The following is a 14,590-nucleotide window of genomic DNA, read 5'->3' on the forward strand; positions in this document are numbered from 1 at the left end:
GGCCCGCGGTGAACGAGCGCACCGCCTCCAGCACGGTCAGACGCGCGCTGTGTCGCGACGGAACCGCCATGCCGCGCCTCCCACGAAGACCGCGAGCCAGACCACCACGTTGACGGCAGCGGCCCACCCGGGCGCGTCGCCCGTGAGGGGCGCGTGGGCCAGCTCGCTCAGGCCGTACATGGGCGTGAGCTTGGCGATCGTCTGGAAGGTCTGCCCCATCTGGTCGAGGGGGGTGAAGAGCCCGCCGAGGAAGGCCAGCAGGGCCAGACCCGGCCCGAGGATCTGCATGACGTTGTCGCTCGGGAGCAGGTAACCCATGAAGACCCCGAAGGCGGCGAAGACCAACGACCCAACCCACGCGATGAGCGCCGTCTCCCACCACAGGTGCTGGTCCATCTGCGCCTGCGTGAACGACCCGGCGAGGTAGACCACCAGCACGGACAGGCCACCCAGGAGCATCGCCACGAGGACCTTCACCGCGATGTACGCCGTCGGCGTGAGGGGGGTGAGACGCAGCTGGCGGCTCCACCCCTGGCTGCGTTCGGTCGAGACCATGGCTCCTCCGGCGGTGGTGCTGAGCATCGCTCCGTAGAGGGCCATCGAGATCATCACGAAGGCCGCGACGTTGCCGTGCCCGGCGTCCTTCAGCGAGTAGTCCTTGCCGGTGCCGAAGAGCAGGAAGAAGACCACGGGCAGCACGATCGAGAAGATCACCGTGCGGCGGTTGCGCAGCATGCGACGCAGCTCGATGCGCAACAACGTCGAGTTGAACCCACCGAGGGGCGGGACGGCGCGCTCGGGGACGGCGCTGGTGGTGCTGGTGGTGGTGCTGGTCATGACTGGTCCTCCTCGGCGGTCAGCGAGATGAAGGCGTCCTCGAGGCCGCGGGAGGTGATCTCGAGGTCGTGCGCGGCGGTGGCGCTCAGCAGGTGACGGGCGACGGCGTCGCTGTCGGTGGTGGCGATGAGCACCGAGTCACCTCGCACCTCGACGGTCTCGACACCGGGAAGTGCTTGCAGCGCAGGCACATCCGCTCCGGGCAGCGTCGCCCTGATGGTGCGCCCGGACACCAGTGCCTTCACCTGGGAGGCGGTCCCGTCAGCGACCACCTGTCCGTGGCTGACCAGGACGATGCGGTCCGCGTAGGCGTCCGCCTCCTCCAGGTAGTGGGTCGCGAACAGCACGGTGCGCCCCTGCTCGGCGTCCTCGCGGATGGCGGCCCAGAAGTCGCGCCGACCACTGACGTCCATGCCGGTGGTGGGCTCGTCGAGGACCAGCAGCTCGGGGTCCGGGAGGAGCGCCATGGCGAACCGCAGCCGTTGCTGCTGGCCTCCCGAGCACTTCCCGACCCGGCGGTCGCCGAGGTCGGAGATGCCCGCCCGCGCCAGCACCTCCGCCACCGGCCGGGTGTCGCTGAACAGGCTCGCGGTCAGCCGCAGCGTCTCCGCGACGGTGAGGTCCTTGAGCAGGCCACCGGTCTGCATGACGGCCGAGATCAGGCCGCGCCGGACGGCGGCCGACGGCTCCATCCCGTAGACCTGCACGCTCCCGCCGTCCGGGTGCGAGAGGCCGAGCATCAGGTCGATCGTCGTGGTCTTGCCGGCCCCGTTCGGGCCGAGGAAGGCGACGATCTCGCCCGGCCGCACGGTCAGGTCGATCCCCCGCACCGCGCGGACGGCACCGAAGCTCTTGGTGAGCCCCCGGAGCTCGATGGCGGGCAGCGCGGTGGTGGCCGCCGAGGGCGGTGTCTGCGTCGTCGAGGTGCGAACCGTCTGTGACATGCGCACCACCGTTCCACCAGCCCGCGTCCCCTGGTCACACACTCGTCACGAGCCGACCGTGACTTCTGTCAGTCTCGGCGGCCGACGTCGAGGGCGATCGGGGTTTCGGGGTCGTCGGGCGCTCCGGTGGTGATCCGCGCGACGTCGAACACCTCGCCGGTGGTCGTCTTCCAGGCCAGGACCCAGCGACCGTGGCTGCCCACCGACTGGAAGAGGACGGTCTGGCCGTCGGCCCACCCGAGCACGGTGCAGCAGTCCTTGACCCGCCCGGTCTGGCCATCGGGGTTCTCGGGCGCGAGCAGGACCTTGACCACGGCGGACGAGGGCTCCACGGCCAGCAGTCCCTGGTAGATCGGGCCCGAGCCCATGCGGATCACGGTCGAGGTGATGTTCTGGTCGAAGAAGGCGCCGGTGGCGGCCAGCCCCTCGGTGTTGACCGTCTCGCCCCACAGCCCGAACACGGGACTGCGCACAGACGTGGACCCCAGCGGCCTCCCCTTCGCGTCGAACCGGGTCACCCTGACGTCGGGTGGCACCGTGTCGGTGGCCGTGACGCGGAAGGTGCCTTCGTAGCCGCCCCGCACCGCGACCGGCGAGGCGCCCGGGGTGGCCGGGTCGACGGTCCAGGTGTTCTGGTCGTCGCGCGCGACGACCAGGGTGCCCGCAGCGTTCCAGCCGGCCGACTGCACGTGCTCCGAGGGGATCGGGTAGGACACCGTGGTCCCCGTCTGGGTGTCGAGCCGCACGACGTGGTCCCGCTGCGGGAAGACGACGTAGCGACCACCTCCTCCGACCGCCCGCGGCCCGAGCGGGGTGGCCTGGTTCCCGCCCGCGTCGGTGGTCGTGACGAGGTCGACGTCGCCCACCTCCACCTGGTGGCCGTCCCGCGTGACGAGCACCGGGTGGAAGCGCTCGCCGTCCCGGCGCAGGTAGACGGCCACGACCGAGGCCGGGGGCCGGGCCCACGAGAACGCCTCGGTCCGCGCGCGGACGTCGATGGTCGAGGGCAGCCCGGCGTCGAAGTCGGGCAGCTCGGCCTCCTTGCCCTCCGGGGGCATGACCGCGTATGCCGTGCCGTCGGGCAGCACGCCGCGCCCGGCCGACGAGGTGGTGGTCGAGAGGGCCGGACGTGGCGTCGGGTCGCCCGTCCCGGCCAGCTGGACCGCGGTCACGGCGAGCGCCGCCGCGGCCACGGCGCCGGCGCCGGTGAGGGCCCGACGGCGGCGGCTCCGGCGACCGGCGAGAGCCACGCGCCACGCGTTCTCGGCGAAGTCGAGCTCGACGACGTCCTCCGCCGCCCGCTCCAGCAGGGCGCTCAGGTCCCGGTCGGTCATGACGGCTCCTCGGTCGAGGGGGACGGTGCGGACAGGGGCGGGGCGGACAGGTGCGGTGCAGACAGGTGCGGGCCGGAAGTCCGCGGTCCGGTCAGGTGCGGCGCGAAGTCCGGCAACAGGGTGCGCAGCCTGGCGAGTGCGGCGTGGGTCTGGCTCTTCACGGTGCCCACGGACACACCGAGGGCCTCGGCGGTGTCCGCCTCGGTGCGGTCCTCGAAGAACCTGAGCACCACGACGGCTCGTTGCTTGGGGGTCAGCTGCCCGAGGGCTCGCAGCAGGTCGACGCGCTCCCCGGCCCGCGACGACCGGTCCGGCACGGTCTCCCCGAGCTCGAGCTCGGGGAAGAGGGACAGGCTCTCGCGCCGGGTCCTGCGCCACGACGACACGGCGTCGCGGTAGAGGATCTTGCGGACGTAGGCGTCCGGGTTCTCGTGGCGCAGCCGCTCCCACCGGGTGGCAAGCTTGGCCAGGGCGCTCTGCAGGAGGTCCTCGGCGAGGTGGACGTCACCGCAGACGAGGAACGCGGCACGCAGCAGGCGGTGTTGTCGGGCCCGCACGTAGCGTGCGAACTCCTCGTCCACCTCCTGCTGCATGCCACCAGTAACGCACGGGGTGCGCCAAAAGGTTGGCGCGCGGCATACCCGACCGGGGTCGTCCGCGCGGAACCAGCGCGGTCAGCAGCCGAGGAGGCGTCCGCCGAGGTACTCCTCGACCTTGTCGAGCGACACGCGCTCCTGGGCCATGGAGTCGCGCTCGCGGATCGTCACGGCGTGGTCGTCGAGGGTGTCGAAGTCGACCGTGATGCAGAACGGCGTGCCGATCTCGTCCTGGCGACGGTAGCGGCGACCGATGGCGCCGGCGTCGTCGAAGTCGATGTTCCAGTGCTGGCGCAGCGTGGCCGCGAGGTCGCGCGCCTTCGGCGACAGGTCGGCGTTGCGTGACAGGGGCAGCACGGCCGCCTTGACCGGGGCGAGCCGCTTGTCGAGCTTGAGCACCACCCGCTTGTCGACGCCGCCCTTGGTGTTGGGGGCCTCGTCCTCGGTGTAGGCGTCGACGAGGAAGGTCATCAGCGAGCGCGAGAGTCCGGCCGCCGGCTCGATGACGTAGGGGGTGTACTTCTCACCGCTGGCCTGGTCGAAGTAGACCAGGTCGGTGCCGGAGTGCTCGCTGTGGGTCTTGAGGTCGAAGTCGGTGCGGTTGGCGATGCCCTCGAGCTCGCCCCACTCGGTGCCCGTGAAGCCGAACCGGTACTCGATGTCGACGGTGCGCTTGGAGTAGTGGCTGAGCTTCTCCTCCGCGTGCTCGTAGTGCCGCAGGTTGTCGGGGTTGATGCCGAGGTCGGTGTACCAGCGGGTGCGCTCGTCGATCCAGTACTGGTGCCAGTCCTCGTCCTCGCCCGGCTTGACGAAGAACTCCATCTCCATCTGCTCGAACTCGCGGGTCCGGAAGATGAAGTTGCCCGGGGTGATCTCGTTGCGGAAGCTCTTGCCGGTCTGGGCGATGCCGAACGGCGGCTTGCGTCGCGCGGAGTTCATCACGTTGAGGAAGTTGAGGAAGATGCCCTGGGCGGTCTCGGGACGCAGGTAGTGCAGGCCCGACTCGTCCTCGACGACCCCCAGGTAGGTCTTGAGCAGGCCGGAGAACTGGCGCGGCTCGGTCCACTGGCCGCGCGTGCCGCAGTTGGTGCAGGCGACGTCGGTGAGGCTGACGTCGTCGGGGTTGTCGATCCCCTTCTTCTCCGCGACGGCCTCCTGGAGGTGGTCGGCACGGAACCGCTTGTGGCAGGACAGGCACTCGACCAGCGGGTCGGAGAAGGTGGCGACGTGGCCGGAGGCCTCCCACGTCTGGCGGGGCAGGATCACCGAGGAGTCGATGCCCACGACGTCGTCGCGACCGGTGACCATGGTCCGCCACCACTGCCGCTTGATGTTCTCCTTCAGCTCCACCCCGAGCGGACCGTAGTCCCATGCGGACCTCGTGCCGCCGTAGATCTCGCCACAGGGGAACACGAACCCGCGGCGCTTGCAGAGGGAGACGACGGTGTCGACGGTGGAGGGTGCAGCCATGCGCGCAAGGCTACTGTGCGCCCGCTCGCCCCTCGACGGGGTATGCCGTGCGGCCTACGCTCGACGGCACACCCACCGACCGAGGGGGCACCGTGAGCGACCGTCCCGTCTCCGAGCGCAGCGTCCACATCGGCGCTGCCGCACCGTTCCGGATGTTGTTCGAGTTCGCCCGGAAGTCGGGCTACCAGGAGCGCCGCCTCGAGCCCGGCGTGCTGGACTTCACCTTCGGCGACCCGCACGAGATGCCCCTTCCCGAGTACGTCGAGGCGTTGCGCGCGGCAGCCGTCCCGGGCGACGAGCTCTGGTTCGCCTACAAGTTCAGCCTCGTCGAGGCGCAGGAGGCAGCGGCCGAGTCGCTGCGCAAGGTGGTGGACCTGCCGTGGACCGGCGACCGGATCCGGATGACCACCGGGGGGTTCGGGGCGATCACGCTGTCGATGAAGGCGGTGGCCGATCCCGGCGACGAGGTCGTCTACAGCCTCCCACCGTGGTTCCTCTACGAGGCGCTGGCCCTCGAGGCCGGGTTGGTGCCGGTCAAGGTCAGGATCGACGCCGAGACGTTCGACCTCGACCTGGACGCCATCGCCGCCGCGATCACGCCACGCACGCGGCTCGTCGTGGTCAACTCCCCCAACAACCCCACCGGTCGGATCTACCCGGAGGCCACCCTGCGCGCGCTGGCCGACCTGCTGGAGACCGCCTCGGCCCGCAACGGCCGCCGGATCTACCTCATCTCGGACGAGCCCTACAACCGGATCGTGTTCGACGGCGCGCGGTTCCGCAGTCCCGCGGAGTTCTACCCCCACACCATGCTCTGCTACAGCTACGGCAAGACGCTGCTGGCTCCCGGCCAGCGGCTCGGCTACCTCGCCCTGCCCCCGCAGATGCCGGACGCCGAGCAGGTCATCGACGCCGTCGAGAGCCTGCAGGTGGCCGCGGGCTGGCTGTTCCCGAACGCCGTGATGCAGTACGCCGTCCCCCGGCTGGAGACCCTGTCGCTCGACGTGGCCCACCTGCAGGCCAAGCGCGACCGGATGGCCGGGGCCCTGCGCGAGATGGGCTACGACGTCGCGACCCCCGAGGGCACCTTCTACCTCTTCCCCCGGTCGCCCCTCGAGGACGACGAGGCGTTCGTGGCCCTGCTCGCCGACGCCGGGGTGCTCGTGATGCCCGGGCGGCTGTTCGAGACGCCGGGCTACTTCCGGATCTGCCTGACCGCCACCATGGACACGATCGAGGCGAGCCTGCCGCGCTTCGAGTCCGTGCTCGCCGGGGTCCGCAGTGTCTGACACCGGCGTGGTCACGACGTAGGGTTTCGCCCGTGTCCTCCCTGCGTGAAAGCGTCACCGACGCCAGCCTGCCCGTCGTCAACGCCCTGAACCGGCTGCCGCGAGCCGTCCCGTTCCTCGTGGTGCTCGCCCTCATGGTGGCCGGGATCTTCGTGCCGGGCTGGGGCTGGCTGTTCCTGGCCGTGGTGGTCGCCTTCCTCGCCTGGACCCTCTACCTGGCGTGGCCCGCGCTCGACTCCGGAGCACGGGCCGGGCGAGTGGCCGTGCTGCTGCTCGCGGTGGCCATCACGGTGACCCAGGCGGTCCCCCGCAGCTGACAGTTTTGACAATCGTTCTCATCTGAGATGAGAATCATTGTCATGACGCGTCGTCCCCTCGGTCTGCTCGCGGGCCTGCTGTGCACCTCCCTGTGCACGGCCGTGATCTCCGCGTGCGGCGTGACCACGGGCCCGGGTGCCGACGACGGGCGCCTCCAGGTCGTCGCCGCCTTCTACCCGCTGCAGTACGCCGTGCAGCAGGTCGGCGGCCAGCACGTCACCGTGACCGGGCTGACCAAGCCCGGCGCCGAGCCGCACGACCTCGAGCTGAGCCCGCGCCAGGTCGCGCGGATCGCCCAGGCCGATGTCGTCGTGTACGAGTCGCACTTCCAGCCGGCCGTCGACGCCGCGGTCGACGACCAGGCGCCGAAGACGGCCCTCGACGTGTCCTCGGCGGCCCGCCTGGACCTCCTCGCGGTCGACGACGGCCACGACGACGCCGACCACGCCGACCAGGGCGCCGGTGGGACCACGGAGCAGCACGCCGACCACGGCGCCCGCGACCCCCACTTCTGGCTCGACCCCCTGCGGTACGCAGACGTCGGCGACGCCATCGCCGGCCGGCTGGCCGAGCGCGACCCGGCCAACGCCGCGGCATACCGGGTCAACGCCGCGGCGTTCCGTGCCTCGATGACCACCCTGGACGCCGAGTTCCGCAGCGGCCTGGAGTCCTGTGCCGTCGACGAGCTGGTCACGTCGCACGCCGCATTCGGCTACCTCGCCCGGACCTACGGCTTCCACCAGGAGTCGATCACCGGGCTGACCCCCGACGCCGAACCGAGCCCGGCCGCCATGGCCCAGCTCACCCGCCACATCCGCGAGACCGGAGCCCGCACCGTGTATGCCGAGACGCTCGTCAGCGAGGACGTGGCGCGCACGATCGCCCGGGAGACCGGTGCCAGACTGGCCCTGCTCGACCCCATCGAGGGGATCACCACCGCCTCGGCCGGCCGCGACTACCCCAGCGTGATGCGGGCCAACCTGCAGGTCCTGCGCGCCGGACAGGAGTGCTCATGACGACCGACCGGGCCACCACCACGCTCACCCCCATCATCGAGCTGCGACACGCGTCCTTCGGCTACGCCGACCAGGCGGTCGTCACCGGCGCCACCCTCGCGATCCACCCGGGCGAGGTGGTGGCGGTCCTGGGGCCCAACGGCTCGGGCAAGTCCACCCTCGTGCGCGGATTGCTCGGTCTGAACGACCACCTCGGCGGCGACGTCGAGCTGTTCGGCCGGCCCCGCGCGTCGTTCACCGACTTCGCCCGGCTCGGCTACGTGCCCCAGCGGCACACGCTGTCCGCGTCGGTGCGCGCGACCGTCGCCGAGATCGTGGCCGTCGGGCGCCTTTCGCACCACCGGTGGTGGCGTCCGGTGCTGCGGTCGTCGACGGACGCCGCGATCATCGAGCGCGCCCTCGACGTCGTCGGGCTGGCCGACCGGGCTCACGCCGACGTCGCCACGCTGTCGGGCGGACAGCAGCGGCGGGTCCTCATCGCGCGGGCCCTCGCCTCCGACCCCGACGTGCTCCTCATGGACGAGCCGACCGCGGGGGTCGACACCGCCAACCAGCAGGTGCTTTCCGCGGTCCTCGCCCGGCTGGCTGCCCGGGGCACCACGATGGTCATCGTCACCCACGAGCTCGCGGCCCTGGCCGACATCGTCACCAGGATCGTCGTGGTCCAGGGCGGGCACCTCGTCTTCGACGGCTCACGTGAGGAGTTCGCCTCCAGGACGGGCGAGTTCGCCTCGTCGGTCGACCACCACCACGAGGACGAGAACCGCGTGCGCTCCCCCAGGCTCCCGGGTGCACCCTCAGCCGGCCCGCTCGACCCCCGCGGAGGCGTGCACTGATGAGCGAGCTCCTCTCCCTCGACTTCATGCGCCAGGCCCTGATCGCCGCGGTCCTGGTCGGCATCGCCGCCCCGCTCGTGGGCGTCTTCCTGGTGCAGCGCAGGCTGTCGCTGATCGGCGACGGCATGGGCCACGTCGCGCTCGCCGGGGTGGCCGTCGGCGTCCTCACCGGGCAGGCCCCGGTCCTCACCGCCCTGGTGGCTGCGGTCGCGGCCGCGGTCGCGATCGAGCTGATCCGCGGGCGCGGTCGCACCAGCGGCGACATCGCCCTGGCGGTGATGTTCTACGGCGGCATCGCCGCCGGTGTGGTCATCATCGCCAAGTCGCCCAGCAGCAGCCCGGCCAACCTCACGGCATACCTCTTCGGGGCGATCACCACGGCCGACCAGAAGGACCTCTGGGTCTTCGCAGGGCTGGCGCTGGTCGTGCTCGTCGGCACCTGGCTGCTGCGACCCTGGCTGTTCGCGGTGGCCAACGACGAGGAGTACGCCCGGGCCAGCGGGCTCCCGGTGACCGGGCTCAACGTCGCGCTCGCCGTGCTCACCGCCGTGACCGTCGTCGTGTCGATGCGGGTCGTCGGGCTGCTGCTCATCAGCGCGCTGATGATCATCCCCAACGCCACCGCACAGCTCCTCGGGCGCAGCTTCCGGGCCTCGACCCGCTGGGCCGTCGCGGTCGGCGTCGTCTCCAGCGTGGGTGGGGTGGTCGCCTCGTTCTACGCGGAGACCCCGTCGGGCGGCACGATCGTCCTGTTCGCCATCGGGTTCTTCGTCGTGGCGGCCACGGTCACCGCGGCGGTCGCCAGGGCCCGCGCGCACCAGCACCGACGGGCCGAGCGGCACGACCACGAACACGGACCTGAGTGCGGCCACCCGGCGGTCGCCCACGGGGATCACGTGGACTACGTGCACGACGGCCACCGGCACGCCCCCCACGAGGGCCACTACGACGAGCACGACTCGAGCCACCAGGCCAAGGAGGCGGCCCAGCCATGACCGGCACCCGCGAACGCCCGGCCCTCGAGGGCACCCGTAAACCCACCCGGCAGCGCGCCGCGGTGGCCGCCGTGCTCGCCGAGACCGACGAGTTCCGTTCAGCGCAGGAGCTGCACGCCATCCTGCGTGACGGCGGCGACACGGTCGGCCTCGCCACGGTCTACCGCAACCTGCAGGCGATGGCCGCAGACGGCGAGATCGACATGCTGCGCACCGACGACGGTGAAGCCGTCTACCGGGCGTGCTCGACGGGCCACCACCACCACCTGGTGTGCCGCGCGTGCGGTCGCACCGTCGAGGTCGAGGGCCCGACCGTCGAGGCCTGGGCCAACAAGGTCAGTGCCCAGCACGGGTTCACCGACGTCCACCACACGCTGGAGATCTTCGGCACCTGCGCGGACTGCTCGCGCTAGGTCTTCGTCCGGTCGACCGCCCCGCCGTAGCGGCGGTCCCGCTCGGCGTAGGTCTGGATCGCCTCCCACAGGTGCCGTCGGTCGTAGTCGGGCCAGAGGGTGTCCTGGAAGACCATCTCGGCGTAGGCGCTCTGCCACAGCAGGAAGTTGGAGGTCCGCTGCTCCCCCGACGACCGCACGAACAGGTCGACGTCGGGCATGTCGGGCTCCGGCAGGTGGCGCGCGATGGTCTTCTCGTCGATCGAGCCCGGCTTGAGCTTGCCGCGCTGCACCTGCTCGGCGATCCGCTGCACCGCGTCGGCGATCTCGGCCCGGCCGCCGTAGTTGACGCAGAAGTAGAGGGTCAGCCCGGTGTTGTCCTTGGTGAGCTCCTGGGCCGTCTCGAGCTCCTTGATGACCGAGCCCCAGAGGCGTGGACGCCGGCCCACCCACCGCATGCGCACGCCCCACTCGTGGAGCTGGTCGCGGCGGCGGCGGATCACGTCACGGTTGAAGCCCATCAGGAAGCGCACCTCGTCGGGGCTGCGCTTCCAGTTCTCGGTCGAGAAGGCGTAGGCGGACAGGTGGGTCACCCCGGCCTCGATCGCGCCGGCCGTGACGTCGAGCAGCGCGGCCTCGCCGGCCTCGTGCCCCTTGGTGCGCGGGAGGCCCCGCTGGTTGGCCCACCGTCCGTTGCCGTCCATGACGATGGCGACGTGACGCGGCACGAGCTCGGTTGGGAGAGAGGGCGGTTGGGCTCCGCTCGGGTGGGCGAACGGCTTCGGGTATGCCGTGCTCACGCTTGGGCTGCCTGAGCGGCGGCGTGGGCTTCCTCGACCTTGTCCACCACGCTGAGGGGGGCGGGTGCCCACGTCACGCGGGAGTCGAGTCTCGGCTGGGCGTCGGGGTCGCGTCGGTCCACGAGGCGCAACGATCGCACACCCTTCTCGAGGTGCCACTGGAGGAAGGCACTGGCCAGGGTGCTGCCCTCCCTGCGGTGCCGTCCCTGCGACGCGTCGGCGACGACCCAGTCGCCGGCGAGCAGGGCGGCCAGCAACGACAGGGTCTGCGGCGCCGGCGCCGCGGAGCCGACCGGACGGCATACCGGGCACACCGTGCCACCCGCCGCCAGGTTGAAGGCGCGGTGCGGACCCTCGGCCCCGCAGCGGGCGCAGTCGTGGAAGCTCGGTGCCCAGCCCGCGATGGCGAGCGCCCGGAGCAGGTAGGCGTCGAGGACCAGCCCGGGGTCGTGCAGGCCCTCGGCCATGGAACGCAGTGCGCCCTGGAGCAGGAGGTACTGCTGGAGGTTGGGCTCGCGCTCCTCGGTCAGCCGGTCCGCGGTCTCGAGCATCGCAGCCGCTGCGGTGTAGGTCGTGTAGTCGCGGGCCAGCACGTCACCCCACGAGGCGAGCGACTCGGCCTGGGTCACGGTGTCGAGGTTGCGGCCCTCGTAGCACTGGACGTCGACCATCATGGCCGGCTCGAGCCGGGCCCCGAAGCGGCTCTTGGTGCGACGCACGCCCTTGCCGACGACCCGCACCTTGCCCAGCCCACGGGTGAGGAGCGTGACGATGCGATCGGCCTCACCCAGCTTCTGGGTGCGCAGGACGATTCCCTCGTCGCGGTACAGGGGCATGACCCCATTGTCGCAAGTCCCGTCCCGGAAGCCGGTATGCCGTGCCGACGCGCCCTGCCGGGTAGCGTCGCGCGGCATGGACGACTGGAGATCCGACCGCGTCGGCGCTGCCCTGCGCGGCGACAACCCGACCGTGCTGCGCCGCCTGTCGGCCGGGTTCGCCGTGATCGGTGACGTGCAGTTCCTCCCGGGCTACAGCGTGCTGATCAGCGACACCCCGGGCGTCGACCGCCTCAGCGACCTTCCCCGGCCTCGTCGCCTCGCCTTCCTCGACGACCTGGAGCGGCTCGGTGACGCAGTGGAGCGGGTGTGCGCGCGACGGGACCCCGGCTTCCGCCGGGTCAACCTCGAGATCCTCGGCAACACCGACGCGTTCCTGCACGCGCACGTGTGGCCGCGGTACGAGTGGGAGGGCGACCCCGCCGTCCGCCGCCCGGTCTGGCTCTACCCCCCGACCCACTGGAGCGACCCGAGTCCCACGACGGTGCTGGGGCCGGCCCACGACGCGCTGCGGGCCGACCTCACCGCGCAGCTGGAGGTCCCACGATCACCCGCGAGGGACTAGAACACCTGTTCGAACGTGGGTTATGGTGCTGCCATGTCCACGGCATTCCAGGGCTCGCTGCTCGACACCGGTGACGACATCGCCCTGCGCCCGCTCCAGGACGGCCTGCACCGCACCCCGCTCAGCCGCGGGGCGTGGGTCGACTACCGGCCCGGGTGGCTGGCCGGCGCCGACACGTTGTTCGAGCTGCTCCACCACGAGGTCCCGTGGCACGCGGAGCGGCGCGAGATGTACGACCGCGTGGTCGACGTCCCCCGCCTGCTCAAGTTCTACGACGAGGACGAGCCGCTGCCACACCCCGCGCTGGCCCAGGCCCGGGCAGCGCTGAGCCGCCACTATGCCGCCGAGCTGGGTGAGCCGTTCGTGACCTCCGGCCTCTGCCTCTACCGCGACGGGCGCGACTCGGTGGCGTGGCACGGCGACCGCATCGGCCGGTCCAAGGACTCCGACACGATGGTGGCGATCCTGTCGGTGGGCTCGGCCCGCTCACTCATGCTGCGACCGCGTGGCGGCGGCCCGTCGACGGGCTTCTCGCTCGGCCACGGAGACCTCGTGGTCATGGGCGGCTCCTGCCAGCGCACCTGGGACCACAGCATCCCCAAGACCACGAAGGCCGTCGGTCCCCGGATCTCCATCCAGTTCCGGCCCCGCGGCGTCCGGTGACGCCTCGGCGGTACCCCTCGAGGGTGCGGCGGGCTGCGCTCCCGCACCCCTCCTCCGCCCGGTGACCGTCAGGGCCAGGACGACGACGAGCGGCACGAAGGCGAGCAGGTAGCGCGAGCGGCCCTGGAAGGCCAGCGTGAAGACGAGGATGCCAAGCACGCCGAGGGAGAGCAGGGCCACCTCCGGCGCACGGGGAGCCAACGAGAGCGACAGGCCCGACGCCGCCGACCTCCACCGCCCTCGAGGCAGCGAGCCAGCACCGACACCGACCACGGCGCGAGGGCGATCGCGACGCGTCGGCAGCAGGCGGCGCGCCCCACTGGCCTCGCCGGGCCCCGCCCTGTGCCGGTCTCCGACCACCCAGGCCGCCACGACGACACCGAGGGGCAGCAGGAACCCCCACAGCACGGGACCTCGCTCGAAGACGAGGTTCGGGTACCGCGGCCAGATGAGCGCCCCGACGGCCGTGGCCGTCAGCACGGCACCGAGTAGCCCGCAGGCGACTCGGGCTGCCACGAGCAACCCCCTCGCGAGCCCTCGCCGCGACCCGTGGGCATCCACGACTCGCACTATCGATCCGGCGTCCTGAGAGTTGGCTGAGGACCGGCTGGGCGCGACCCCCGGCGCAGCTCGGAGCCCAGCGAGCAGCCCGAGTGGCGTGGCACGGCGACCGGATCGGGCGGTCCAAGGACCTCGACACGATGGTGGCCATCCTCTCGGTCGGCTGGGCCGGCTCCCTGATGCTGCGCCCGCGCGGTGGGGCCCCTCGAGGTGCTTCGCACTCGGCCACGGCGACCTGGTCGTGTTGGGCGGGTCGTGCCAGCGCACCTGGGACCAGCTGCTCCTCCTCGTGCTCGGGCTCGCTGTGGGCGCGGTCTCGCGCAGGCTGCCGAGCAGTGAGGCGGGGGACACCTCGCCACATCTGGCTAGGTTTATGGGTTGACGTTCGAACAGATGTTCGAATAGGATGAGCCATGGCCATCGCACCCATCCATCCGGCGCCGCCCCTGGCAGCCGCCGATGCGGTGGGCCAGGTGCATGCCGTGCTCGACCGCGTCGGGCCCGTCGAGGAGCTTGATGGGTATGCCGCGTCGAGCCTCGTCGTCGACCTGGACCGGGCGGTGACGAGGATGCAGGCCCTCAAGCTGTCCCTGGTGGCCGTGGTGGACAGGTCCGACGTCGCCTCCGACGCCGGGATGACGGGCACCGCGGCCTGGCTGGCCGCGCGGTCCCGACGGGACAGCGCGTCCGCGGCGCGGGAGGTGTCGCTGGCGACCGCGCTCGACGACGGGCTGACGGCCACCAAGGCGGCTTTGGGCGAGGGCGAGGTGACCACCGAGCACGCGCTGGTGATCGCCACCACCGCCCAGCAGCTGCCGAGCGGGCTCGACGACGCCGAGCGGGCTGCGATCGAACGGTCGCTCGTGGCCGTGGCCAAGCGCCTCGACCCGGCCGCGTTGCGGCGCAAGGCCCGCCGGGCCCTCGAGGCGGCGCAGCGGTCGCAGGCCGAGGTCGACGCCCATGAGGACACCGTGCTGCGCGGCGAGGAGGAGCGCGCCCTGGCCGTGACCAGGCTGACCCTGCACGACAACCACGACGGCACGACCACCGGACAATTCACCGTGCCCACGCTCGCCGGGCAGATCCTGAAGAAGGTCATCCAGCAGATCGCCTCCCCGCGCCGGTTCGCCCAGCAGGC

General features: G+C 71.7%; 16 protein-coding genes. 9 read left to right on the top strand and 7 right to left on the bottom strand.

The window, feature by feature from the left end:
• Positions 1-36 precede the first annotated feature (36 nt).
• The 5 genes from ABD262_RS09270 to ABD262_RS09290 all read right to left on the bottom strand — a co-directional run bounded on the left by ABD262_RS09270 (position 37) and on the right by ABD262_RS09290 (position 5,181).
• Positions 37-837 carry an ABC transporter permease gene (locus ABD262_RS09270; protein ID WP_344134405.1) on the bottom strand — a complete coding sequence of 267 codons (801 nt, stop codon included), beginning with the start codon at positions 835-837 and terminating at the stop codon, positions 37-39.
• A complete protein-coding gene (locus ABD262_RS09275) occupies positions 834-1,781 on the bottom strand; it encodes an ABC transporter ATP-binding protein (RefSeq protein ID WP_344134407.1) in 948 nt (315 codons plus the stop codon). Before ABD262_RS09275 ends, ABD262_RS09270 begins: the two co-directional genes overlap by 4 nt.
• Positions 1,782-1,849: 68 nt before the next feature.
• Positions 1,850-3,115 (bottom strand): hypothetical protein, encoded by a 1,266-nt coding sequence (locus tag ABD262_RS09280; RefSeq protein ID WP_344134410.1) that lies wholly within the window; start codon positions 3,113-3,115, stop codon positions 1,850-1,852.
• Positions 3,112-3,708 carry a SigE family RNA polymerase sigma factor gene (locus ABD262_RS09285; RefSeq protein WP_344134413.1) on the bottom strand — a complete coding sequence of 199 codons (597 nt, stop codon included), beginning with the start codon at positions 3,706-3,708 and terminating at the stop codon, positions 3,112-3,114. The genes ABD262_RS09280 and ABD262_RS09285 overlap by 4 nt, the downstream gene beginning before the upstream one ends.
• An 81-nt stretch (positions 3,709-3,789) precedes the next feature.
• Entirely contained in the window at positions 3,790-5,181 is a 1,392-nt protein-coding gene (locus tag ABD262_RS09290; RefSeq protein ID WP_344134416.1) for a glycine--tRNA ligase, read from the bottom strand.
• A 92-nt stretch (positions 5,182-5,273) separates the two neighbouring features.
• On the opposite strand from ABD262_RS09290, the gene ABD262_RS09295 reads away from it, so the two are divergent.
• The 6 genes from ABD262_RS09295 to ABD262_RS09320 are packed head-to-tail and all read left to right on the top strand — an operon-like array spanning position 5,274 to position 10,048.
• Positions 5,274-6,470 (top strand): aminotransferase class I/II-fold pyridoxal phosphate-dependent enzyme, encoded by a 1,197-nt coding sequence (locus tag ABD262_RS09295; protein ID WP_344134419.1) that lies wholly within the window; start codon positions 5,274-5,276, stop codon positions 6,468-6,470.
• A 32-nt stretch (positions 6,471-6,502) separates the two neighbouring features.
• On the top strand, positions 6,503-6,787 hold the full coding sequence (locus tag ABD262_RS09300; protein WP_344134422.1) for a DUF6703 family protein: 285 nt from the start codon (positions 6,503-6,505) through the stop codon (positions 6,785-6,787).
• Positions 6,788-6,829: 42 nt separating this feature from the next.
• The gene (locus ABD262_RS09305; protein WP_344134425.1) at positions 6,830-7,804 is read left to right on the top strand and encodes a metal ABC transporter substrate-binding protein; all 975 of its coding nucleotides are present in this window, start codon (positions 6,830-6,832) and stop codon (positions 7,802-7,804) included.
• Positions 7,801-8,640: a metal ABC transporter ATP-binding protein gene (locus ABD262_RS09310; protein ID WP_344134428.1), complete on the top strand. Its 840-nt coding sequence runs from the start codon at positions 7,801-7,803 to the stop codon at positions 8,638-8,640. The genes ABD262_RS09305 and ABD262_RS09310 overlap by 4 nt, the downstream gene beginning before the upstream one ends.
• Complete coding sequence (locus ABD262_RS09315) at positions 8,640-9,635, top strand: metal ABC transporter permease (RefSeq protein WP_344134431.1); 996 nt, start codon at positions 8,640-8,642, stop codon at positions 9,633-9,635. The genes ABD262_RS09310 and ABD262_RS09315 overlap by 1 nt, the downstream gene beginning before the upstream one ends.
• On the top strand, positions 9,632-10,048 hold the full coding sequence (locus ABD262_RS09320) for a Fur family transcriptional regulator (RefSeq protein WP_344134434.1): 417 nt from the start codon (positions 9,632-9,634) through the stop codon (positions 10,046-10,048). The genes ABD262_RS09315 and ABD262_RS09320 overlap by 4 nt, the downstream gene beginning before the upstream one ends.
• On the opposite strand, the gene ABD262_RS09325 is transcribed toward ABD262_RS09320, so the two are convergent.
• Positions 10,045-10,827 carry an isoprenyl transferase gene (locus ABD262_RS09325; RefSeq protein ID WP_344134436.1) on the bottom strand — a complete coding sequence of 261 codons (783 nt, stop codon included), beginning with the start codon at positions 10,825-10,827 and terminating at the stop codon, positions 10,045-10,047. The two genes, ABD262_RS09320 and ABD262_RS09325, sit on opposite strands and share 4 nt — an antisense overlap.
• Entirely contained in the window at positions 10,824-11,663 is an 840-nt protein-coding gene (gene recO / locus ABD262_RS09330) for a DNA repair protein RecO (protein ID WP_344134439.1), read from the bottom strand. Before recO ends, ABD262_RS09325 begins: the two co-directional genes overlap by 4 nt.
• A gap of 76 nt (positions 11,664-11,739) precedes the next feature.
• Here recO and ABD262_RS09335 point away from each other — a divergent pair, with 76 nt between their 5' ends.
• The 3 genes from ABD262_RS09335 to ABD262_RS09350 all read left to right on the top strand — a co-directional run.
• The gene (locus tag ABD262_RS09335) at positions 11,740-12,228 is read left to right on the top strand and encodes an HIT family protein (protein WP_344134442.1); all 489 of its coding nucleotides are present in this window, start codon (positions 11,740-11,742) and stop codon (positions 12,226-12,228) included.
• A 33-nt stretch (positions 12,229-12,261) separates the two neighbouring features.
• Complete coding sequence (locus ABD262_RS09340; RefSeq protein WP_344134445.1) at positions 12,262-12,891, top strand: alpha-ketoglutarate-dependent dioxygenase AlkB; 630 nt, start codon at positions 12,262-12,264, stop codon at positions 12,889-12,891.
• Positions 12,892-13,865: 974 nt separating this feature from the next.
• The coding region (locus tag ABD262_RS09350) for a DUF222 domain-containing protein (protein ID WP_344134447.1) at positions 13,866-14,590 on the top strand (725 nt) is incomplete at its 3' end.

Source organism: Pedococcus bigeumensis, from assembly GCF_039531795.1.
In the GTDB taxonomy this organism is placed as follows: domain Bacteria; phylum Actinomycetota; class Actinomycetes; order Actinomycetales; family Dermatophilaceae; genus Pedococcus; species Pedococcus bigeumensis.

Coding starts and splice junctions, on each gene's coding strand:
- ABD262_RS09270 (WP_344134405.1), bottom strand. CDS start 837: ATGACCAGCACCACCACCAGCACCACCAGCGCCGTCCCCGAGCGCGCC.
- ABD262_RS09275 (WP_344134407.1), bottom strand. CDS start 1,781: ATGTCACAGACGGTTCGCACCTCGACGACGCAGACACCGCCCTCGGCG.
- ABD262_RS09280 (WP_344134410.1), bottom strand. CDS start 3,115: ATGACCGACCGGGACCTGAGCGCCCTGCTGGAGCGGGCGGCGGAGGAC.
- ABD262_RS09285 (WP_344134413.1), bottom strand. CDS start 3,708: ATGCAGCAGGAGGTGGACGAGGAGTTCGCACGCTACGTGCGGGCCCGA.
- ABD262_RS09290 (WP_344134416.1), bottom strand. CDS start 5,181: ATGGCTGCACCCTCCACCGTCGACACCGTCGTCTCCCTCTGCAAGCGC.
- ABD262_RS09305 (WP_344134425.1), top strand. CDS start 6,830: ATGACGCGTCGTCCCCTCGGTCTGCTCGCGGGCCTGCTGTGCACCTCC.
- ABD262_RS09310 (WP_344134428.1), top strand. CDS start 7,801: ATGACGACCGACCGGGCCACCACCACGCTCACCCCCATCATCGAGCTG.
- ABD262_RS09315 (WP_344134431.1), top strand. CDS start 8,640: ATGAGCGAGCTCCTCTCCCTCGACTTCATGCGCCAGGCCCTGATCGCC.
- ABD262_RS09320 (WP_344134434.1), top strand. CDS start 9,632: ATGACCGGCACCCGCGAACGCCCGGCCCTCGAGGGCACCCGTAAACCC.
- recO (WP_344134439.1), bottom strand. CDS start 11,663: ATGCCCCTGTACCGCGACGAGGGAATCGTCCTGCGCACCCAGAAGCTG.
- ABD262_RS09335 (WP_344134442.1), top strand. CDS start 11,740: ATGGACGACTGGAGATCCGACCGCGTCGGCGCTGCCCTGCGCGGCGAC.
- ABD262_RS09340 (WP_344134445.1), top strand. CDS start 12,262: ATGTCCACGGCATTCCAGGGCTCGCTGCTCGACACCGGTGACGACATC.